This window comes from Nocardiopsis coralliicola (genome assembly GCF_054779695.1).
The window spans coordinates 23,361-39,022 of sequence record NZ_BAAGXT010000015.1; the positions used below are offsets into that span (position 1 = coordinate 23,361).

The following is a 15,662-nucleotide window of genomic DNA, read 5'->3' on the forward strand; positions in this document are numbered from 1 at the left end:
CGAGCCCGAACTTCGGAGGACCGCACCCGTGGACCAGACCCTGCTCATCGCCGACACCTTGCGCACCGCTGACGGCCGCACCGTGCCGAGCCCTGCAGCGGTCCTGCTGCGCGGGCACGCGGCCCGGCTGGGCTCGGCGGTCCGCGCCGGGCCGCTCGGTGCCGACGGAACAGGCGCCGCCGGCGCCCGGACGGCGGTGTTCGGCGGTACCCACCGGGGTGCCCCCGCCGACGTCGGAATCGGGGTCGCGGGCGGGGGCACCGCCGCGGCCGCGCAGACGCTGTTCGCCGAGTGGTCAGCGGTCGCCGGGGCCCGCCGGCGGGTGCTGCTGGCCTCCCCGCGGTCGTTCTGCGCCGGTGTGGAGCGGGCGATCGAGGTGGTGGAGCGGCTGCTGGAGCAGCGCGGCGCACCCGTCTACGTGCGCAAGCAGATCGTGCACAACACCACCGTCGTCGCCGACCTGGAGCGGCGCGGCGCGGTGTTCGTCGACGAGCTCGACGCCGTGCCGGAGGGCGCCCCCGCAGTGTTCTCCGCGCACGGCGTCTCCCCCGCGGTCCGCGAGGACGCCGGCCGCCGCGAACTGGACGTGGTCGACGCGACCTGCCCGCTGGTCGCCAAGGTGCACGTGGAGGCCCGCCGGTTCGCCGGGCGCGGCGACACCGTCGTCCTCATCGGGCACGCGGGCCACGAGGAGGTGGAGGGCACGCTCGGCGAGGCCCCGGAGCGCACCGTGCTGGTCGAGCGCCCGGAGGATGTCGAGCATCTGGAGGTGGCCGACCCCGCGCGGGTCTCCTACCTCACCCAGACGACGCTGGCCGTGGACGAGACGGCTGCGGTGGTGGCCGCGCTGCGGGCACGCTTTCCGCTGCTGCGCGGGCCCGCCTCCGACGACATCTGCTACGCCACGACCAACCGCCAGGAGGCGCTGGCCGCGGTAGCGGCCGAGTCGGACCTGGTCCTGGTGGTGGGGTCGGCGAACTCCTCCAACTCCGTCCGCCTGGTGGAGCTCTCCGAACGCGGCGGCACCCCGGCGCACCTCATCGACAGCCCCGGCGACATCCGCCCCGAGTGGCTGGCCGGGGCCGGCACTGTCGGCCTCACCGCCGGCGCCTCGGCGCCCCCCTCGCTCGTCGACGCAGTGGTAGCCGCCCTCGGCGGGCTGGGGCCGGTCGACGTCGCTGAGCACACGACCACGAGGGAGACCGTCCAGTTCTCGCTGCCGTCGGCGCTGCAGCAGGGGTGAGGCGGATAACGTCAGGATCCAGCCTTCGCCGTGGAATGAGAACCGCTGTGTCGCCCGAGGAGTCCCGTCCCACGATCCGCCCTGCGACCGCAGAAGACCTGGGCGATCTCCAGGCGCTCGCGCGTCGCACGATCGACACCTGCTACCGCGGGTTCCTCGGCGACGAGGCAGTGGACTGGTTCATCGGCAGTGGGGCTTCGGACGCGCACGTGAAGAGCCACCTGGAGCGCGGTGGTGTGTACTGCCTCAGCCAGCATGGCCGGATCGTCGGCGTCTCCATCCTCGACGGCCCCACGGTCGACCTGATGATGGTCGCCCCCGATCATCACCGGCGAGGGCTGGGCCGCCTGATGCTGCGGCACGCGGAAGAAACGCTCCTCGCCCAGTACCCGACCATCCGGCTGGAGACCTTCCCGGACAACACCAGGGCCACGTCGTTCTATGAGGCGTGCGGCTGGGTTCTCGGGGATCGGCTGGAGGGCGAGGGCCAGGACAAGGTCGAGTACACCAAGACCGCCACGGGCGGCTGAGGGCCGCCCGGGAGGCGCCGGTTGGCCGCAGGGCTGGCGCGGCAGCACCGGCCTGAACGCAGACCCGTCGACTTACTTGCTCCCCGCAAGCTGACAGATGCTAACCGCCAGTGCTAGTCATGAAGCCATGAGTGACTCGAGTTCGCGGGAACAGGTCTTCGAGAAGCTTGGCCTTGAGGCCGACGACCGCGCCGCCTGGGAGTCCAGCGGGCTCCCCGGCGATGCCTTCGAGGCGTGGGTCATCGACCGTGTCGCCCGTCGGCCGTCCGGGGACAGGGCGCGTGCCGTCTACGGGGCTGACGACGTGCACGACTTTGCCCGCCGCGCCATCCTGGACGCGCTCGCGCTGGACTCCGGCGATCGCCTCCTCGATGTCGGGTGCGGAGGCGGCCTGCTGCTCCGTGACGCCCTCGAACTCGGTGCGGCAGCGAGCGGCATCGACCACAGCGAGGACATGGTGCGGCTCGCGCAGGAACGGGCTCCGGGCAGCACAGTGGTGCTGGCGGGCGCGGACCGCCTCCCCTTTCCGGACGCATCGTTCACCGCTGTGTCGATGTCGGTGGTGTTCTTCTTCCTTGACTCGCCTGTGGCCGCACTCCAGGAGGCCCAGCGCGTCCTCACCTCAGGGGGACGCATCGCCGTCTACACCACGGCGCCCGAGCTGCGGGGAACATATGCCGCTCCGGAGCCGGTCGCCAGCCATGGACACTTCTACCGCGACGATCAATTGCTTGGCCTCGCCCGCGAGGCCGGCCTGTCCAGCCCTCGGGTCGCTAACGACGGCGGCGGACAGTTGCTGACCGCGAGCGCGTGACCGCCCCGGTTGGCGGTCGACGTCCGCCGGCGAGACGCGGCCCGAGCGGGAGAGCTGGCCCGCGCCCCGTCAGGGAAGGATCATCGACGGCCCAACGCGAACTACGGAAGGCGGCGGAATGACCGACACGGAAGCCGGCGCGGAGGCCAGTTCGGAGTTTCCCGCCGACACGACCGCCGCCGAGGACGCCGCGTCCGCGGAGGGTGTTGAAGCGGCACGGGCGATGCTCGCGGCCGACGCGGCGTCGGGTGCCCTGGGTATCGACGCGGTGGAGCTGGCGCCGGGGCGGGCGGTGCTGCGCATGCCGTTGACCGAGCTCATGGTCAACGGGCACGGGATGGCGCATGGCGGATACGTGTTTCTGCTCGCCGACTCCGCGTTCGCGTGCGCCTGCAACTCGCGGGGGCCGGTGACGGTGGCGGCCGGCGCCGACATCGTGTTCACCTCGCCCGCGCACGCCGGCGAGGTGCTCACCGCAACGGCCGAGGAGCGGACCCGGTTCGGCCGGAGCGGCGTCTACGACGTCACGGTGACCGCTGGGGACCGCACCGTCGCGGAGTTCCGCGGCCGCAGCCGCACGATCGGGCGCTGACCGCTCACCTGGCAGCGGTCAATGCTCCGCGCACAGAACGTCGGTAACGTGGGCGTGGGTTTCGATGTGGCCCGCCGCTCGCGCCGACGAACTCGGTGAGGTGAACACGTCGAGCAGGAGACCAGTCGCAGGCTCCCGTGATTACGGTGCCCGAGGCCGGCAACGCGAGCACCGACCCAGCAGGGCATCGGGATAAGACAGGCGAGCATGCAGACGACTATCGCTGAAGCCAAGGCGGCCGCACGTGCGCTCCGGCGAAGCCTTTCCGATGACGGGATTGACCTCTCACACAGCCGCACGCTGGAAGTTGTTGCCAGCCAACTCGGCTTTTCTGACTGGAACACTGCCCACGCGACCCTTGCTCCGACCAGCCCGGGGGTAGGCGTGCCAGTCCCGGTGCTCCGTATTCAGGACGAGGCCATCGCCCGTAGTTTCTACCTGGATTACCTCGCCTTCACCGTCGACTGGGAGCACCGCTTCGAGTCCGGAATGCCGCTCTACATGCGCATTCACCGCGACGGTGCAACCATCGACCTTTCCGAGCACCACGGCGACGGCACACCGGGGTCGGTGGTCTGGATTCCCGTGGGTGACCTCAAAGCCCTCCATGCCGAGGTGACAGCCCGGCACCACCCGCGACTGCGGCCTGGTATTGACCGCGATGCGCCCGGGGGCCCCACGATGGAAATCATCGATCCGTTCGGCAACATCCTGCGCCTCTGCGAGCCCGGTGCCTGACGGATACGACCGCATCCGCCGCCCCGCCCACGGCAATGTCTGAAATCCGCCAGCAGCGTGCGGCTCGTCGGACGAGACTCCGATCATGGTCGCTGAAGCGCAGGGAATCCGCATCCGGCATCGCGGGCAAGAACCGCAGGTCGATCCCACCGCCTACGTCGCCCCGACAGCCACGCTTGTCGGCGATGTCCGCGTGGGGCCGAGGGCGCGGGTTATGTACGGCGCGGTGCTCGACGCCGAGGGATCGCGGGTCGAGGTCGGAGAAGCGGTGGTGATCTGCGAGAACGCGGTACTGCGCGCGTCTGCGGCCGCCGGCGATCAGCCGGTGCTCGTCGGTGATCACGTCTTCGTGGGGCCGCACGCGACGCTGCTGGGCTGCGAGGCCGGCAGGTGCGTCTATGCGGCGACCGCCGCGACGGTCCTGCAGGACGCGCGGTTGGGTGCCGGCGCGGTTGTCGCTGTCGGCGCCCTCGTCCACGCGCGAGCCGTTGTACCGGACGAGTTCTTCATCCCGCCGCACACCGTGGCGCTCGACGCGCCGCTGCGGGTACTGGCCCCCAGCGATCCGGACCTGGCAGAGGCCATCGCGAAGGTGGGCTTCACGCAGGCGGCATTCGGCGTCGAGGCAGAGTGGACCGACCGAATCAGCAGGTATGAGCGCGTCGCTGAGGTGCGCGTCGCCGAGTTCGGCGCGCACTCCGACGATGAGGCCGTGGAATAGGGCCGCGCCAGGAGCCCTTGATTGCCGGATTCAGCGCTGCCTGCACGCTCCTGCCGTCATTGGCCAGGGCCCGAATAACGGCCCTTCACCCGGTCAGATGGTCGCTTCGTCGATCGCGACGCGGATCAGGCCGGGGACGGCGTCGCAGATGGGGTGGCGGACGACGGCTGCGGCGGCCTGGTCGTAGGGGGTGGGCTCGTTGTTGACGATGATCAGCGGCGCGCCGTTGTCGATCGCCACGTCGCACAGGCCCGCCGCCGGGTGGACGGCCAGCGAGGTGCCGATCGCGATGAAGAGGTCGGCTTCTGCGGCGGCGCGCGCGGCGGCGTCGATCACCTCGGGGTCGAGGCGCTGGCCGAAGGAGATCGTGGCGGTCTTGAGGATGCCGCCGCAGCGGGTGCAGTGCGGGTCGGACTCCTCGTCGAGCCGGGACAGCACCGATGGCGTGTCGGTGCGCGCGTGGCAGCGCATGCACTCGACTTCGTGGATGGTGCCGTGCACTTCGAGGACGTGTTCGGGATCGGTGCCGGCCTTCTGGTGCAGGCCGTCGATGTTCTGGGTGATGAGCGCGGTGAGCCGGCCGGCGCGGTCGAGTTCGGCCAGGGCGAGGTGGGCGGCGTTGGGGCGCGCGGTCCAGGCGGCGTTGGCGCGCCGCAGGGCCCACACTTCGCGGCGCACGTTGACGTCGCCCATGTAGGTGTCGTAGTCGAACAGGGCCTCGGCGCTGGGGTTCTTGGTCCACACGCCTTCGGGGCCGCGGAAGTCGGGGATGCCGGAGTCGGTGGAGATCCCGGCTCCGGTGAGCACGGCGATCCGCCGCGCCCCGGCGATGAGCTCCTCGGCCTCGGCCAGCCCCGTGGGCACCATGGTCTCCCCGTTCTCCCCGATCGGCGTGCGGCGTGGCCATTGTGCCACCGCCGCGTCCTGGAACGCGGCCGCGCCTCGGGCAGGGGCCGGGGTGGCGCCGGAGCACGGCCCCCGCAGTGCTCCGGCGCCGGGGGTCAGGTCCAGTCGACGTCCACCGGGCCGGTGGCGGGGAGGTCCGCGACCTTGTCGGGGGTGCCAGGGTCGTTGCCGTCGCCGATTTCGACGGTGTAGACGCCGTTGCCGTCGCCCGCGTCGCCGGCGAAGGCGACCTTGTCGCCGCCGGGCGAGAAGGATGCGGCGCCGGCGCCGCCGGGCACGGTGGCGGCGGGGCGCGGGTCGCCGCCGTCGCGGCCGGCGACCATGATCCGGGACTGGTCGCCGGCGTGCTCGGTGTAGAGCAGTCCGACGCCGTCGGGGCGCCACTCGGGGTGGGCGACTTCGGCGCCGCCGGCTTCGACGAGCAGCTCGGGGTCGCCGCCGGCGGCCGGAACGCGGTAGAGGGTGTCGTCGGCGCCGCCGGTGCCGGCGAAGGCGATCCAGGTGCCTTCGGTGTCGAAGGCCGGCTGGCGGCCGCCTTCGGTGAGCTGGGAGGCACCGGTGCCGTCGGCGGAGGCGGTGTAGATGCCGTTGGTCTCCGGCGGGCGGCGCGGGCTGGTGTCGGTGTAGGCGATCTCGTCGCCGCTCGGCGCGAAGGCGGGGTCGTGCTGCTCGGCGAGGTCGGCGGTGACCTCGGTTTCGTCGCCGGTTCCGGCGTCGGCGCTGAACAGGCCGCTGGCGCCGCCGCGGTCGGAGCTGAACAGGACGGCGGACCGGTCGGGTGCCCAGTCGGGTTCGGCGGCGCTCCGGCCGCTGGTGGTGAGCTGCTGGATCTTCCCGCCCGGGGTGATCGTGTACAGGCCGGCGGTGCCGTCGATCTCGGCTCCGAACACGATCGGCGGCTCGGCGGCTGTACCGGTCTCCGCGGTTGCGGCGCCGGCTGCGGCGGTCAGTGCCGCTGCTGCCAGCACGCCGACTGCGGCGAGCCCGACGAACCGGTGCCCCGTTCCGGGGGTGTGCGTCATTCCCATCACCTCTCACTCACGGTGGCGGCCCCCGTCGGGACGCCGTGTCGGGAGAGGACGGACCCCCCGCACCCGCGGTTGCGCCCCTGTCCGCATGCGGACCGGCCCGAACCATCCCCCACCTGCAGGGATCCGCGCGCGAGGGAGAAGTGGCTCTGCTGGCGGCCCGAGACCATCGCCACCGCGGCCATGCAAGCGCGGTGTAAGGACGCCGCGCGACGGTGGAACCGTGCCACCAGTCGTTCCAGCAGTTCGAGGGAGAGAAAGCCATGCGCACCATCGCTAAGGCGGCCGCGGCGATCGTCATCGCGGCAGCCGCGATCGGGTTTGCCGCGGCGCCGGCTGCAGCCGACAAGGGCGGCGGGCCCGGTAGCGCGACGTCCATCGGCACACAGGAAAAGGACGGCGGGCCCGGGGCCGGGACATCTATCGGGACGCAAGACAAGACCGGCGGTCCCGAGGCTGGGGGCTGAAGAGCCGTTGGTGTTGCCGTGGGCGCGGGCTGGCTGGTGAATGCGGCCCGCGCCCACGGCTGAGTGGCTTAAAGCTGGTGGGCGCGGACCGCGGTGAGGAAGGCGCGCCATTCGGCGGCGTCGACCTCTAGGTGGCCCGCTTCCCGGTGCCGGGTGTCCCGGATGAGGGAGGTTGTACTAACCGCGGCCTCGACGCAGTCGCCTCCGTTGCCGCCGCTGTAGCTCGACTTCCGCCACTCAGGCATCGCGCATCTCCTTCTCGGCTTCGCGCAGGCGCGCCAATGACGCCTCCCGCGACATCGCATCCGCTTGTATGGCGCCGAACCGGCCCATCATTGGGCCGACATGCTTTGGATCTCGCTCCGTGTGCCCACCATATGCGTGTTCGACGTACAGCAGGGTGTTGCGCTCGCTCAACGTCATCAGACGGTAGGGCGGACAGAGCGCGGGGTGGATGGTGCCGGTCGGGAGCACTTGGAATCGTATGGTCCCCTCTTCAATGAGGGTGGCGATATGGCGCAGCTGTTCAGCGAAAACGCCCCGGCCTCCGATCGGGCGGGTAATGACGATCTCGTCGACGACGAACCAGAGCAGCGGCCGAGCTCCACGGTCGAGTAGCTGAGGCAGCCGACTTATGCGGGCCTCGACCATTGCCTCCGCGGCGTGAGGGGCGATGCGCGGATGCCAGGCGTCAACCAGAGCCCTGGCGTAAGCGCCGATCTGCAGAAGGCCGGGGACGAGGATCGGCTCGTAGACGCGAATCTCCTCGCTCTTGCGCTCGACCTCCAAGACGTCCCTGAACCAGGGGGCAACGCTGTGGTCCCGGGTCGCTTCCTCCCAGAGTGAGGGCAGAGCACTAGAACTGTCCTTCAATGAGAAGATCTGGTCCAGTTTGCGCATTTGCTTATAGTTCGGCGGTCGGGTCGCACGCTCGAAATGACCGATCATTGCTCCGGTCACGCTGAGGCGGCGGCCCACGTAGCCTTGCGAGAATGCCTGCTCCTTGCGGAGTCGGCGCAGCTCGGTACCGAAGGGGGTCCACTCCGGAAGCACCTTGTCTGCCATACAACAAGGAAACAACAACTGGCAACTATGCGCCACCGGGATCGACATTGAAGAACGCTCTTCCTTGTTTCCTTGATGCCCGAAACCCGGTTGATCCAGCGTAGATGGCAGCCCCACGAGGGGCTTTACCGTCTAGGCGGCTCCCGATGGGCGAAAATGCGGTCATCGGTTCTCGCTGCCGAGTGCAACAAGGAAACGACATGGCACTCCAGTGCACGGGATCCACTACCGGCTCCGACCAGGGCGACCCCACCGACATCCACGGCTACACCCCCGACGACCTCCTCCGCCTCGCCCGCATCGCCGCCTTCCGCTATCGGTACGCGTGCGCGCTCGACATCCAGGAGCGCAAGTCCACCGCCTGGTCCGCCATCGCCGAGCACCTGATGGCCGCCGCCGGATCCCCTACCGAGAAGGACCTGCTCGGCGCCGCCTGGACCGCCATTGCTGAAGCCTCTCGGAAGGACTGGTCGTTCCGCGGCCGGACCATCGACGGACCCGCCCCTGGGTTCGAGCGGTTCTGGACGCTGACCGCGCTGCCCACCGCGTCGCCCGAGAACCCCGTCGTCGAACGGCGCGCGCTCGCCCAGATCTGGCGCGTCCTGACCCCCCGGCACCGCGAGCTCATCCTCGCCCTGGCCGAACACGAGGACTACGCCGCCGCAGCCGCCTCGCTCAACCTGCCCACGTCCTCCTACTACTCGCTGCTCTCCCGCGCCCGCAAAGCCTTCTTCGCCCTCTGGCACGAACACGAGACCCCCACCCGCCCCTGGGGCAACGACGTCCGGTCCAAGATGGGCGTCCGGCACAAGAACGTCACCGTCATCGCCATCCGCCAGCGCGAACGCCTCCGCTCCCGCCGCCCGGCCCCGAAATCCCGCCGCCGGCTCCGCCGCGACCTCGGCGTCACCCCCGAGCGCCTGCGCGAACTCCATGCGTCCGGCGTGTCCATCACCGCGCTGGCCCGCACCTACAAGACCACCTGGGCCACCATCCGCAGCCGCCTCGACCTCGCGGCCCAATCCTGATCAACGGCAGCCGGACGTGCGGAAGCGCCGGCCTTCGAACGCCCTGAAGGTGCAGCTATGAGCACGATCGAAACGAAATCCCGCTTCACTTGCCTAATCGGGCGAACCGTTGGCCCCCAGGGCGCGTCAACACTGGTGTAGAGCCACTTCCTCAGAAGAAATGGACAAGATGCGACTCGGTTCCCGCCCTAGCTTCCTGGCCCTTCTCGCCGCCGGCCTGCTGGCAGTCAGCGCGTCCGGCTGCGCCAACCTGGAACAGGCGTCTGCGGATCTGCAGGGCAGTGCGAGCGAGGCCCAGGATGCGGACTCCAGCAACGTGACGGAGACGCTGTCGGGTCAGGTGGAATACCTGGCTCCCGGCGAATACATCATCGACGGCCAGGCCTTCTTCGTCACGGAGGACACCGAGATCCTCGGCGGAATCTACGCCTGCGCCGACGGAACCCCGCCCGAAGACGGATCGGGCACCGTCCCCTGCGACATCGACACCTTCGAGAGCGCACTCCAGAGCGACATGCCGGTATTCGCCGAGGTCGACGTCGTGGAGGGCAACGCCGACACGATCACCGAGTACCTGAATGACAACGGCGACTCGGAGAGCCCGGACGGCGGCTCCGGCAACGTGGATGTTCCGGAAGACGGAGCTGGCGGCGGGGAATCGGCGGCCAGCTTGTCGGGGCAGGTGGAATACCTCGCCCCCGGCGAATACATCATCGACGGCCAGGCCTTCTTCGTCTCTGAAGAGACCGAGATCCTCGGCGGAATCTACGCCTGCGCCGACGGAACCCCGCCCGAGGACGGCTCCGGCACCGTCCCCTGCGACATCGACACCTTCGAGAGCGCGCTCCAGAGCGACATGCCCGTGCACGCCACCGTCGAGGTGGATGGCAACGGAATCGCCGAGACCATCACCGAGGAACTGGTCTAACACTCCGCCCTCGCCCGAAGCATGCTCCGGCGGGCCACCGCTCCTGGATTCAGGTCAGCGGTGGCCCGCCGGCCGCGTGCGGGCGGCTGCGCGATCGCGGACGCGACCGTGCGCCGCTCAGGCAGCCCACTCCAGGCGGGCGGAGTCCACCGACGAGCGGTAGCGCGCATACGCCGCGTCGTAGAACCCGACCAGCTCAGCCCGCGGAGCCACCGTGTGGGACTGCGCCGCCCAGCGCTCCTCGTCGACCGGCGCGCCCAGGGCACGGGCCGCCGCGATGACTGCTCCACGGGCGCCCACGCCCGGATCGTCCGGCACGGTAACCGGCCGGCCCAGCACGTCGGCGAAGATGTGCGTCCACTCGCGCGAGCGCACCCCTCCCCCGCACGCGTACAGGGTGCCGGTGAGACCCGCTTCCTCCAGGCAGTGCCGGGCAGCGAACGCCACCGACTCGCACAGCGCCCGCACCAGGTCGGCCTTGGAGTGCTGCAGGGTCAGCCCGGTGAACCGGGCCCGCGCCGCCGAATCAACGAACGGCGCCCGCTCCCCCGACTCCGACAGGAACGGCAGCGCCGCCACCCCGTCGGCACCGGGCGGGGACTCGGCCAGCAGCGCGTCGGTCTCCTCGACCTGCACGCCGACCAGCTCGCACGCCCAGTCGAGCCCGGCCGTGCCCACCATCGCCGCCATCGCCCGCAGGTAGCGGTCCTGCTCCGGCAGCGCCAGCAGCATCCCGGCCGCCTCACCGCTGGAGATCACCGGCCCCTGCTGCAGGACCTGGCAGGCGAGCGTGGTGCCGGCGATCAGCACCCCGTCGCCGGGCTCGCGCACACCGGCCCCGATCGCGCAGGCCGGCATGTCGAACGGGCCGGCCGCAACCGGCAGCCCCTCCGGCAGGCCGAGCAGGCGCGCACCGTCCGCGTTCAGGGACAGCACCGAACCCGCCCGCGCGGGCTCGGCAAGCAGACCGCGCCGGTGGCCCAGGCCGACCGCCTCCAGCGCGCCGGCGTCGTAGGCGCGGGTGGCAGGGTTGAGGAACGGCAGCGACGCGTCCGACACGTCGACGGTGATCTGGCCGGTCAGCCGCTGCGCCACCGCGTCGGTGCAGTATCCGGCGACCGCCGCCCGGTCGAGCGACTCGGGCTCCTCGGCGTCCAGGTGCGCCAGCAGCGCCGCCATTCCGCCGGGGAACAGGCCGCCGCCGGTGCGCCGGTAGACCGCATCGGCCGTGCCGTCGGCCTGCCAGGCGGCAACCCGGCCCGCGGCGCGGCCGTCCTGCCAGGACACCGGCGGGCGGACCGCGCCTCCTTCGGCATCGCGCAGCCAGAGGCCGTCGCCCTGCCCGGTGAGGGCGAGCGCCTCGATCCGCTCGCCGCGCCCGGCCAGCTGCCCGGTCACCTCGCGGACGACGCGGGCGACGGTGCCGACGACCTCGTCGAGGTCCTGTTCGACGCGCCCGCCGGGCAGCCGGCGCAGCGCGGAGGCTGCGCCGGCGTGCGCAACCGAGCGGCCGTCGGGCCCGAACGCCACCGCTTTGGTGAGCGACGTCCCGATGTCGACCCCGACGATCATCAGCCCTGCGCCCCGAGCACGTCGGGGTTGGCGACGTGGGCCAGCTTCTCGCCGCGGGCGTAGCGGCCGACCTCGGCGGCGACGATCTGCGCTGCGCGCTGGGCCGTCTGGCGGCTGGCGCCGGCCAGGTGCGGCGTGGCGATGACGTTCGGCGCGTCGCGCAGCGCCCAGTCGGCGGGCGGCGGCTCGACGTCGTAGACGTCCAGTGCCAGCGCGCCGAGCCGGCCCGACTTCAGCGCCTCGGGCAGCGGGGCGTAGTCGAGCAGGCCGCCGCGGGCGGAGTTGACGAGCGCCGCGCCCTCCGGCATCAGCGCCAGCTTCTCGGCGTTGATCAGGTGGTGCGTGTCCGGCGTGAGCCGCGCGTGCAGGCTGACCGCGGCGCTGCGGCGCAGCAGGTCGTCCAGCTCGGCGGGCTCGGCGCCGACGGCGGTGATCTGCGCCGGGTCGGCGAACGGGTCGGAGACCAGCACATGGGCGCCGAAGGCCACGAGGACCTTGGCGACGCGGGCGCCGATCGCGCCGTAGCCGACGAGGCCGACGGTGGTGCCCTCAAGCTCGACGCCGGCGTTGTCGTAGGCGTAGTAGTCGCCGCGCCAGGTGCCGCCGAGCAGCTCGGCCGAGGAGGTGGAGATGCGGCGCATGGCGGCCAGCAGCATGCCGATGGCGAACTCGGCGGCTGCGGCGGCATTGCGGCCGGGCGCGAAGGTGACGGTGACGCCGGCCTCGGTGGCGGCCTCCAGGTCGACGTTGACCGGCCCGCCGCGGCTGACGCAGACCAGCTTGAGGTCGGGGGCGGCGGCGAACACCTTCTCGGTGAACGGCGCCATCTGGGTCACCACCGCCTCGGCGCCGCCCAGGGCGTCGATGACCTGCTGCTCGGTGCCGCTGGCCTCGTTGACGTTGCCGACGGGGCCGAACGGCTCGACCGGCCAGGGCAGCGTGAGCTCGGTGATCTCGGGGGCGGCCTGGTCGCCCAGGGCGTCGCGCACGGCCGCGGTCAGCAGCGGGGTGCGGACGAATTCGTCTCCAGCGGCGAGGATCCGCATGGTTGTTCCTCTCGTGCTCAGGCGCAGCCGGTGCCGGCGGTGGTGTCCGCGGCGGTGCCGTTGCCGGTCGTGTTCTCGTAGCCGGTGATGCGGGCGACCTTCTCCGCGCTGGCGGAAGCGGGGTCGAAGCGGTAGCCGACCCAGTCGGTCAGCAGCTTCTCGGCCAGCTCGGCGCCGATGACGCGGGCGCCGAAGGTGATCACCTGGCAGTTGTTGGACTTGATCGACCGCTCCGCCGAGTAGGCGTCGTGGGCGACGGTGGCGCGGATCCCGGTGACCTTGTTGGCGGCGATGGCGACGCCGATGCCGGTGCCGCAGACGAAGACGCCGCGGTCGGCGTCGCCGCGGGCGATCGTCTCGGCGCCGGCGACACCCAGGTCAGGGTAGGCGGTGGGGTCGGAGGAGTCGGCCACGCCGACGTCGATGACCTCGGCGACGCGGTCGTCGCCGCGCAGCAGATCGGCGAGCCGGTTCTTCAGGTCGGCGCCGGCGTTGTCGGCGGCGACGACGATGCGCAGGGGCGCGTCAGCGGTGCTCATGCGGTCTCCTCCGGGGCCGCCGCTTCGGCGACGGCGGTGACGAGGTGGGCGAACGAGGTCGCGCCGGGGTCGGCGTGGCCCTTGCTGCGGGCGGCGAGCCGGGCGGCGCGCCCCTTGGCGGGGCTCAGGTCGGCGGTCGCGGCGGCGGCGCTGCGCGCGGTGGCGGCAGCGGCGGTCCAGGCGGCCGCTGCGGCGTCCGGACCGGCGTCCGCCGGGGCCGCAGCGGCGCGGGCGGCGAGTTCGGCGCGGAACGGCTCGATGGCGTCGAGCATCGTCTTGTCACCGACTTCGGCCTTGCCGAGCTCGGTGAAGGCGGCGACGGCGGCGTCGGCGGCGGACGACACCGCGGCCGGGGACACCGCGCCGGGCGCGATGCCGGCCAGTCCGGCGCCGGTCTCGGCCAGCAGCACCCCGTACAGGGCTCCGGAGGCGCCGCCGGCGGCGTCGGCGAACGCGGTCCCCGCCTGCAGCAGGGCCTCGGAGGGGGCGGCGCCGCCCTGCTCGGCGGTGCGGGCGGCGGCGACCGCGGCGCGGATGCCGCGGACCATGCCCAGGCCGTGGTCGCCGTCGGCGGCGACCGCGTCGAGGCGGCCGAGCTCCTCCTCGTTCTCCTCGATCCGGACCATGGCGGCGGTCAGGCCGCGGTCGACCGGGCCGGCCGCGGCGGCCGTGTCCGGGCGCTCCAGGCCGGCGTCGACGGTGCGCTCGGTGGCGACCTGCTCCAGCACGGCGCCGGTGCTGACGTAGCCGGGGGTGTCGCAGGGCGCGGCGTAGAGCTCGGCGAGCTCGTCGTCGAGCACCATCACCGACAGGGACATGCCGGCCATGTCCAGCGAGGTGACGAACTCGCCGACCTGGCTGTCGACCACGCTGAGGCCGGCGTCGAGGAGGCGCTGGTGGATGCGCGGGAAGGCCGCGAACATCTCCTCGTACTTGGTCCGGCCGAGGCCGTTGACCAGCACCACCACGCGGCCGGAGCCGGGCAGCTCGGGCAGCAGGCCGTCGACGAGCTCGTCGGCGAGCGCTTCGGCGCCGAGCCGGCCGACGGTGCGCACGCCGGGCTCGCCGTGGATTCCCAGGCCCATCTCCATCGCGTCGTCGGCGACGGTGAACAGCGGCTCGGCGGCGCCGGGCAGCGTGCAGCCGCCGAAGGCGACGCCGAAGGTGCGGGTGGCGTCGTTGGCCTTGACCGCGGCCGCGTGCACGCCGGCCAGGTCGTCGCCGCGCTCGGCGGCGGCGCCGGCCACCTTGAAGACGAGGAAGTCGCCGGCCACGCCGCGGCGCTTCTCCGGCGCCTCGGCGGGGCCGGAGGCGATGTCGTCGGTGACCAGGATGGTCTGGCTGTCGATGCCCTCGGCGGCCAGGCGGCGCGCGGCGAGCCCGAAGTGCAGGACGTCGCCCTGGTAGTTGCCGTAGCCGAAGAGGACGCCGGCGCCGTTGTCGGCCTCACGCGCGGTCCGGTAGACCTGCTCGGCGCTGGGGCTGGTGAAGACGTCGCCGACCACGGCGCCGTCGGCGAGGCCGGGGCCGACCAGGCCGGCGAAGGCCGGGTAGTGGCCGCAGCCGCCGCCGATGACGACGGCGACCTTGCCGGGCCGCTGGCTGCGGGCGACGACGCCGTAGGCGCCGGGCACCTTGCGCACGGTCCGCCCGTAGGCGGTGGCGAAGCCGTCGAGCCAGTCGCGCTTGAAGGTGGTGGGGTCGCCGAGCACGGTCATGCGCTCACCTCCTGGGGTGCGCGCTCGCCGCCGAGGCGGGCGAGCAGCTTGCCGCTGGCGTCCGGTGCGCCCTTGGCGACGTCGGTCGCCAGCGCCAGCGCCTCGGCCTTGGGCGGGTACTCCGGGTTGGGCAGGGCGATCACGGTGAGGCCGGCGGCGGCCGCGGCGCGGATGCCGTTGCCGGAGTCCTCCACGGCCAGGCACTCGGTACCGCTGCGGCCGAGCCGGGAGGCGGCCTCCAGGTAGACGTCGGGGCTGGGCTTGCCCCGCTCCACCTCGGCCGAGGAGACCGTGGCGGTGAAGTGCCCGGTCAGGGCGTAGGCGTCGAGGACCGCATCGATGACGCGGCGGGCGGCCGAGGACGCGAGCGCGATCGGGGCTTGGGCGGCCACGTCGCGCACCATCGCGTCGGCGCCCTCGATGAGCGGCGCGCGGCCCTCGCCGATGGCGGCGATCATCCCGTCGACGACGGCGTGCTCGGCCTCCTCGGCCCGGTCCGGAACGCCGCTGCGCTCGGCCAGGTAGGCCGCCCACTCCGGAGCGCTCTTGCCCTGGCAGGTGGCGGTGTCGGCGGGGGTCCACTCGACCCCGTGCCGTGCGGCGTAGGCCGCCCAGTTCTCCTCCCAGAGGTGTTCGCTCTCGACAAGGACCCCGTCCATGTCGAAGACGACCGCGCCCAGTGTCATCGATAGACCCCTTTCACAAAGTCAACGCGAAGTTAACATGG

The 15,662-nt window shown here is 72.2% G+C and carries 18 protein-coding genes; 9 read left to right on the plus strand and 9 right to left on the minus strand.

The genetic code is table 11. The annotated features are described in order from the left end of the window. The first annotated feature begins 28 nt into the window (after positions 1 to 28). The 6 genes from ispH to ACYVGT_RS13165 all read left to right on the plus strand — a co-directional run bounded on the left by ispH (position 29) and on the right by ACYVGT_RS13165 (position 4,638). Positions 29 to 1,243 carry a 4-hydroxy-3-methylbut-2-enyl diphosphate reductase gene (ispH, locus tag ACYVGT_RS13140; protein ID WP_460857711.1) on the plus strand — a complete coding sequence of 405 codons (1,215 nt, stop codon included), beginning with the start codon at positions 29 to 31 and terminating at the stop codon, positions 1,241 to 1,243. 35 nt (positions 1,244 to 1,278) lie between these two features. Then, positions 1,279 to 1,773, plus strand: a complete 495-nt coding sequence (locus tag ACYVGT_RS13145) for a GNAT family N-acetyltransferase (RefSeq protein ID WP_460857713.1) — start codon at positions 1,279 to 1,281, stop codon at positions 1,771 to 1,773. Positions 1,774 to 1,900: 127 nt separating this feature from the next. Further along, positions 1,901 to 2,587 carry a class I SAM-dependent methyltransferase gene (locus ACYVGT_RS13150; protein WP_460857714.1) on the plus strand — a complete coding sequence of 229 codons (687 nt, stop codon included), beginning with the start codon at positions 1,901 to 1,903 and terminating at the stop codon, positions 2,585 to 2,587. A gap of 223 nt (positions 2,588 to 2,810) precedes the next feature. Continuing rightward, on the plus strand, positions 2,811 to 3,179 hold the full coding sequence (paaI, locus tag ACYVGT_RS13155; RefSeq protein WP_460857919.1) for a hydroxyphenylacetyl-CoA thioesterase PaaI: 369 nt from the start codon (positions 2,811 to 2,813) through the stop codon (positions 3,177 to 3,179). Positions 3,180 to 3,386: 207 nt separating this feature from the next. Beyond that, positions 3,387 to 3,917, plus strand: a complete 531-nt coding sequence (locus ACYVGT_RS13160) for a glyoxalase superfamily protein (protein WP_460857717.1) — start codon at positions 3,387 to 3,389, stop codon at positions 3,915 to 3,917. An 85-nt stretch (positions 3,918 to 4,002) separates the two neighbouring features. Further along, positions 4,003 to 4,638, plus strand: a complete 636-nt coding sequence (locus ACYVGT_RS13165; RefSeq protein WP_460857720.1) for a gamma carbonic anhydrase family protein — start codon at positions 4,003 to 4,005, stop codon at positions 4,636 to 4,638. 93 nt (positions 4,639 to 4,731) lie between these two features. Here ACYVGT_RS13165 and ACYVGT_RS13170 read toward each other — a convergent pair whose 3' ends face one another. Both ACYVGT_RS13170 and ACYVGT_RS13175 read right to left on the minus strand, forming a co-directional pair. Continuing rightward, a complete protein-coding gene (locus ACYVGT_RS13170; RefSeq protein WP_460857921.1) occupies positions 4,732 to 5,505 on the minus strand; it encodes an SIR2 family NAD-dependent protein deacylase in 774 nt (257 codons plus the stop codon). Positions 5,506 to 5,639: 134 nt separating this feature from the next. Then, complete coding sequence (locus tag ACYVGT_RS13175) at positions 5,640 to 6,566, minus strand: TolB family protein (protein WP_460857723.1); 927 nt, start codon at positions 6,564 to 6,566, stop codon at positions 5,640 to 5,642. A 269-nt stretch (positions 6,567 to 6,835) separates the two neighbouring features. Here ACYVGT_RS13175 and ACYVGT_RS13180 point away from each other — a divergent pair, with 269 nt between their 5' ends. Next, the gene (locus ACYVGT_RS13180) at positions 6,836 to 7,039 is read left to right on the plus strand and encodes a hypothetical protein (protein ID WP_460857725.1); all 204 of its coding nucleotides are present in this window, start codon (positions 6,836 to 6,838) and stop codon (positions 7,037 to 7,039) included. A 68-nt stretch (positions 7,040 to 7,107) separates the two neighbouring features. On the opposite strand, the gene ACYVGT_RS13185 is transcribed toward ACYVGT_RS13180, so the two are convergent. After that, positions 7,108 to 7,284, minus strand: a complete 177-nt coding sequence (locus tag ACYVGT_RS13185) for a DUF397 domain-containing protein (RefSeq protein ID WP_460857729.1) — start codon at positions 7,282 to 7,284, stop codon at positions 7,108 to 7,110. Next, entirely contained in the window at positions 7,277 to 8,104 is an 828-nt protein-coding gene (locus ACYVGT_RS13190) for a helix-turn-helix domain-containing protein (RefSeq protein ID WP_460857732.1), read from the minus strand. Before ACYVGT_RS13190 ends, ACYVGT_RS13185 begins: the two co-directional genes overlap by 8 nt. A gap of 200 nt (positions 8,105 to 8,304) precedes the next feature. Between ACYVGT_RS13190 and ACYVGT_RS13195 the strand changes: the two genes are divergently transcribed. Continuing rightward, positions 8,305 to 9,132, plus strand: a complete 828-nt coding sequence (locus ACYVGT_RS13195) for an RNA polymerase sigma factor (protein ID WP_460857734.1) — start codon at positions 8,305 to 8,307, stop codon at positions 9,130 to 9,132. A 169-nt stretch (positions 9,133 to 9,301) separates the two neighbouring features. Beyond that, positions 9,302 to 10,060, plus strand: a complete 759-nt coding sequence (locus tag ACYVGT_RS13200; protein ID WP_460857736.1) for a hypothetical protein — start codon at positions 9,302 to 9,304, stop codon at positions 10,058 to 10,060. Positions 10,061 to 10,177: 117 nt separating this feature from the next. On the opposite strand, the gene ACYVGT_RS13205 is transcribed toward ACYVGT_RS13200, so the two are convergent. From ACYVGT_RS13205 to ACYVGT_RS13225, 5 genes are read right to left on the minus strand one after another with little or no spacing between them, the layout of a single operon-like run. Beyond that, a complete protein-coding gene (locus ACYVGT_RS13205) occupies positions 10,178 to 11,632 on the minus strand; it encodes an FGGY family carbohydrate kinase (protein ID WP_460857739.1) in 1,455 nt (484 codons plus the stop codon). Continuing rightward, positions 11,632 to 12,678: a 2-hydroxyacid dehydrogenase gene (locus ACYVGT_RS13210; RefSeq protein WP_460857742.1), complete on the minus strand. Its 1,047-nt coding sequence runs from the start codon at positions 12,676 to 12,678 to the stop codon at positions 11,632 to 11,634. The genes ACYVGT_RS13205 and ACYVGT_RS13210 overlap by 1 nt, the downstream gene beginning before the upstream one ends. Before the next feature lie 17 nt (positions 12,679 to 12,695). Then, positions 12,696 to 13,217, minus strand: a complete 522-nt coding sequence (locus tag ACYVGT_RS13215; protein ID WP_460857745.1) for a ribose-5-phosphate isomerase — start codon at positions 13,215 to 13,217, stop codon at positions 12,696 to 12,698. Then, entirely contained in the window at positions 13,214 to 14,935 is a 1,722-nt protein-coding gene (locus ACYVGT_RS13220; protein WP_460857748.1) for a dihydroxyacetone kinase family protein, read from the minus strand. The genes ACYVGT_RS13215 and ACYVGT_RS13220 overlap by 4 nt, the downstream gene beginning before the upstream one ends. Beyond that, on the minus strand, positions 14,932 to 15,621 hold the full coding sequence (locus ACYVGT_RS13225; RefSeq protein WP_460857751.1) for an HAD family hydrolase: 690 nt from the start codon (positions 15,619 to 15,621) through the stop codon (positions 14,932 to 14,934). Before ACYVGT_RS13225 ends, ACYVGT_RS13220 begins: the two co-directional genes overlap by 4 nt. Positions 15,622 to 15,662: the final 41 nt, after the last annotated feature.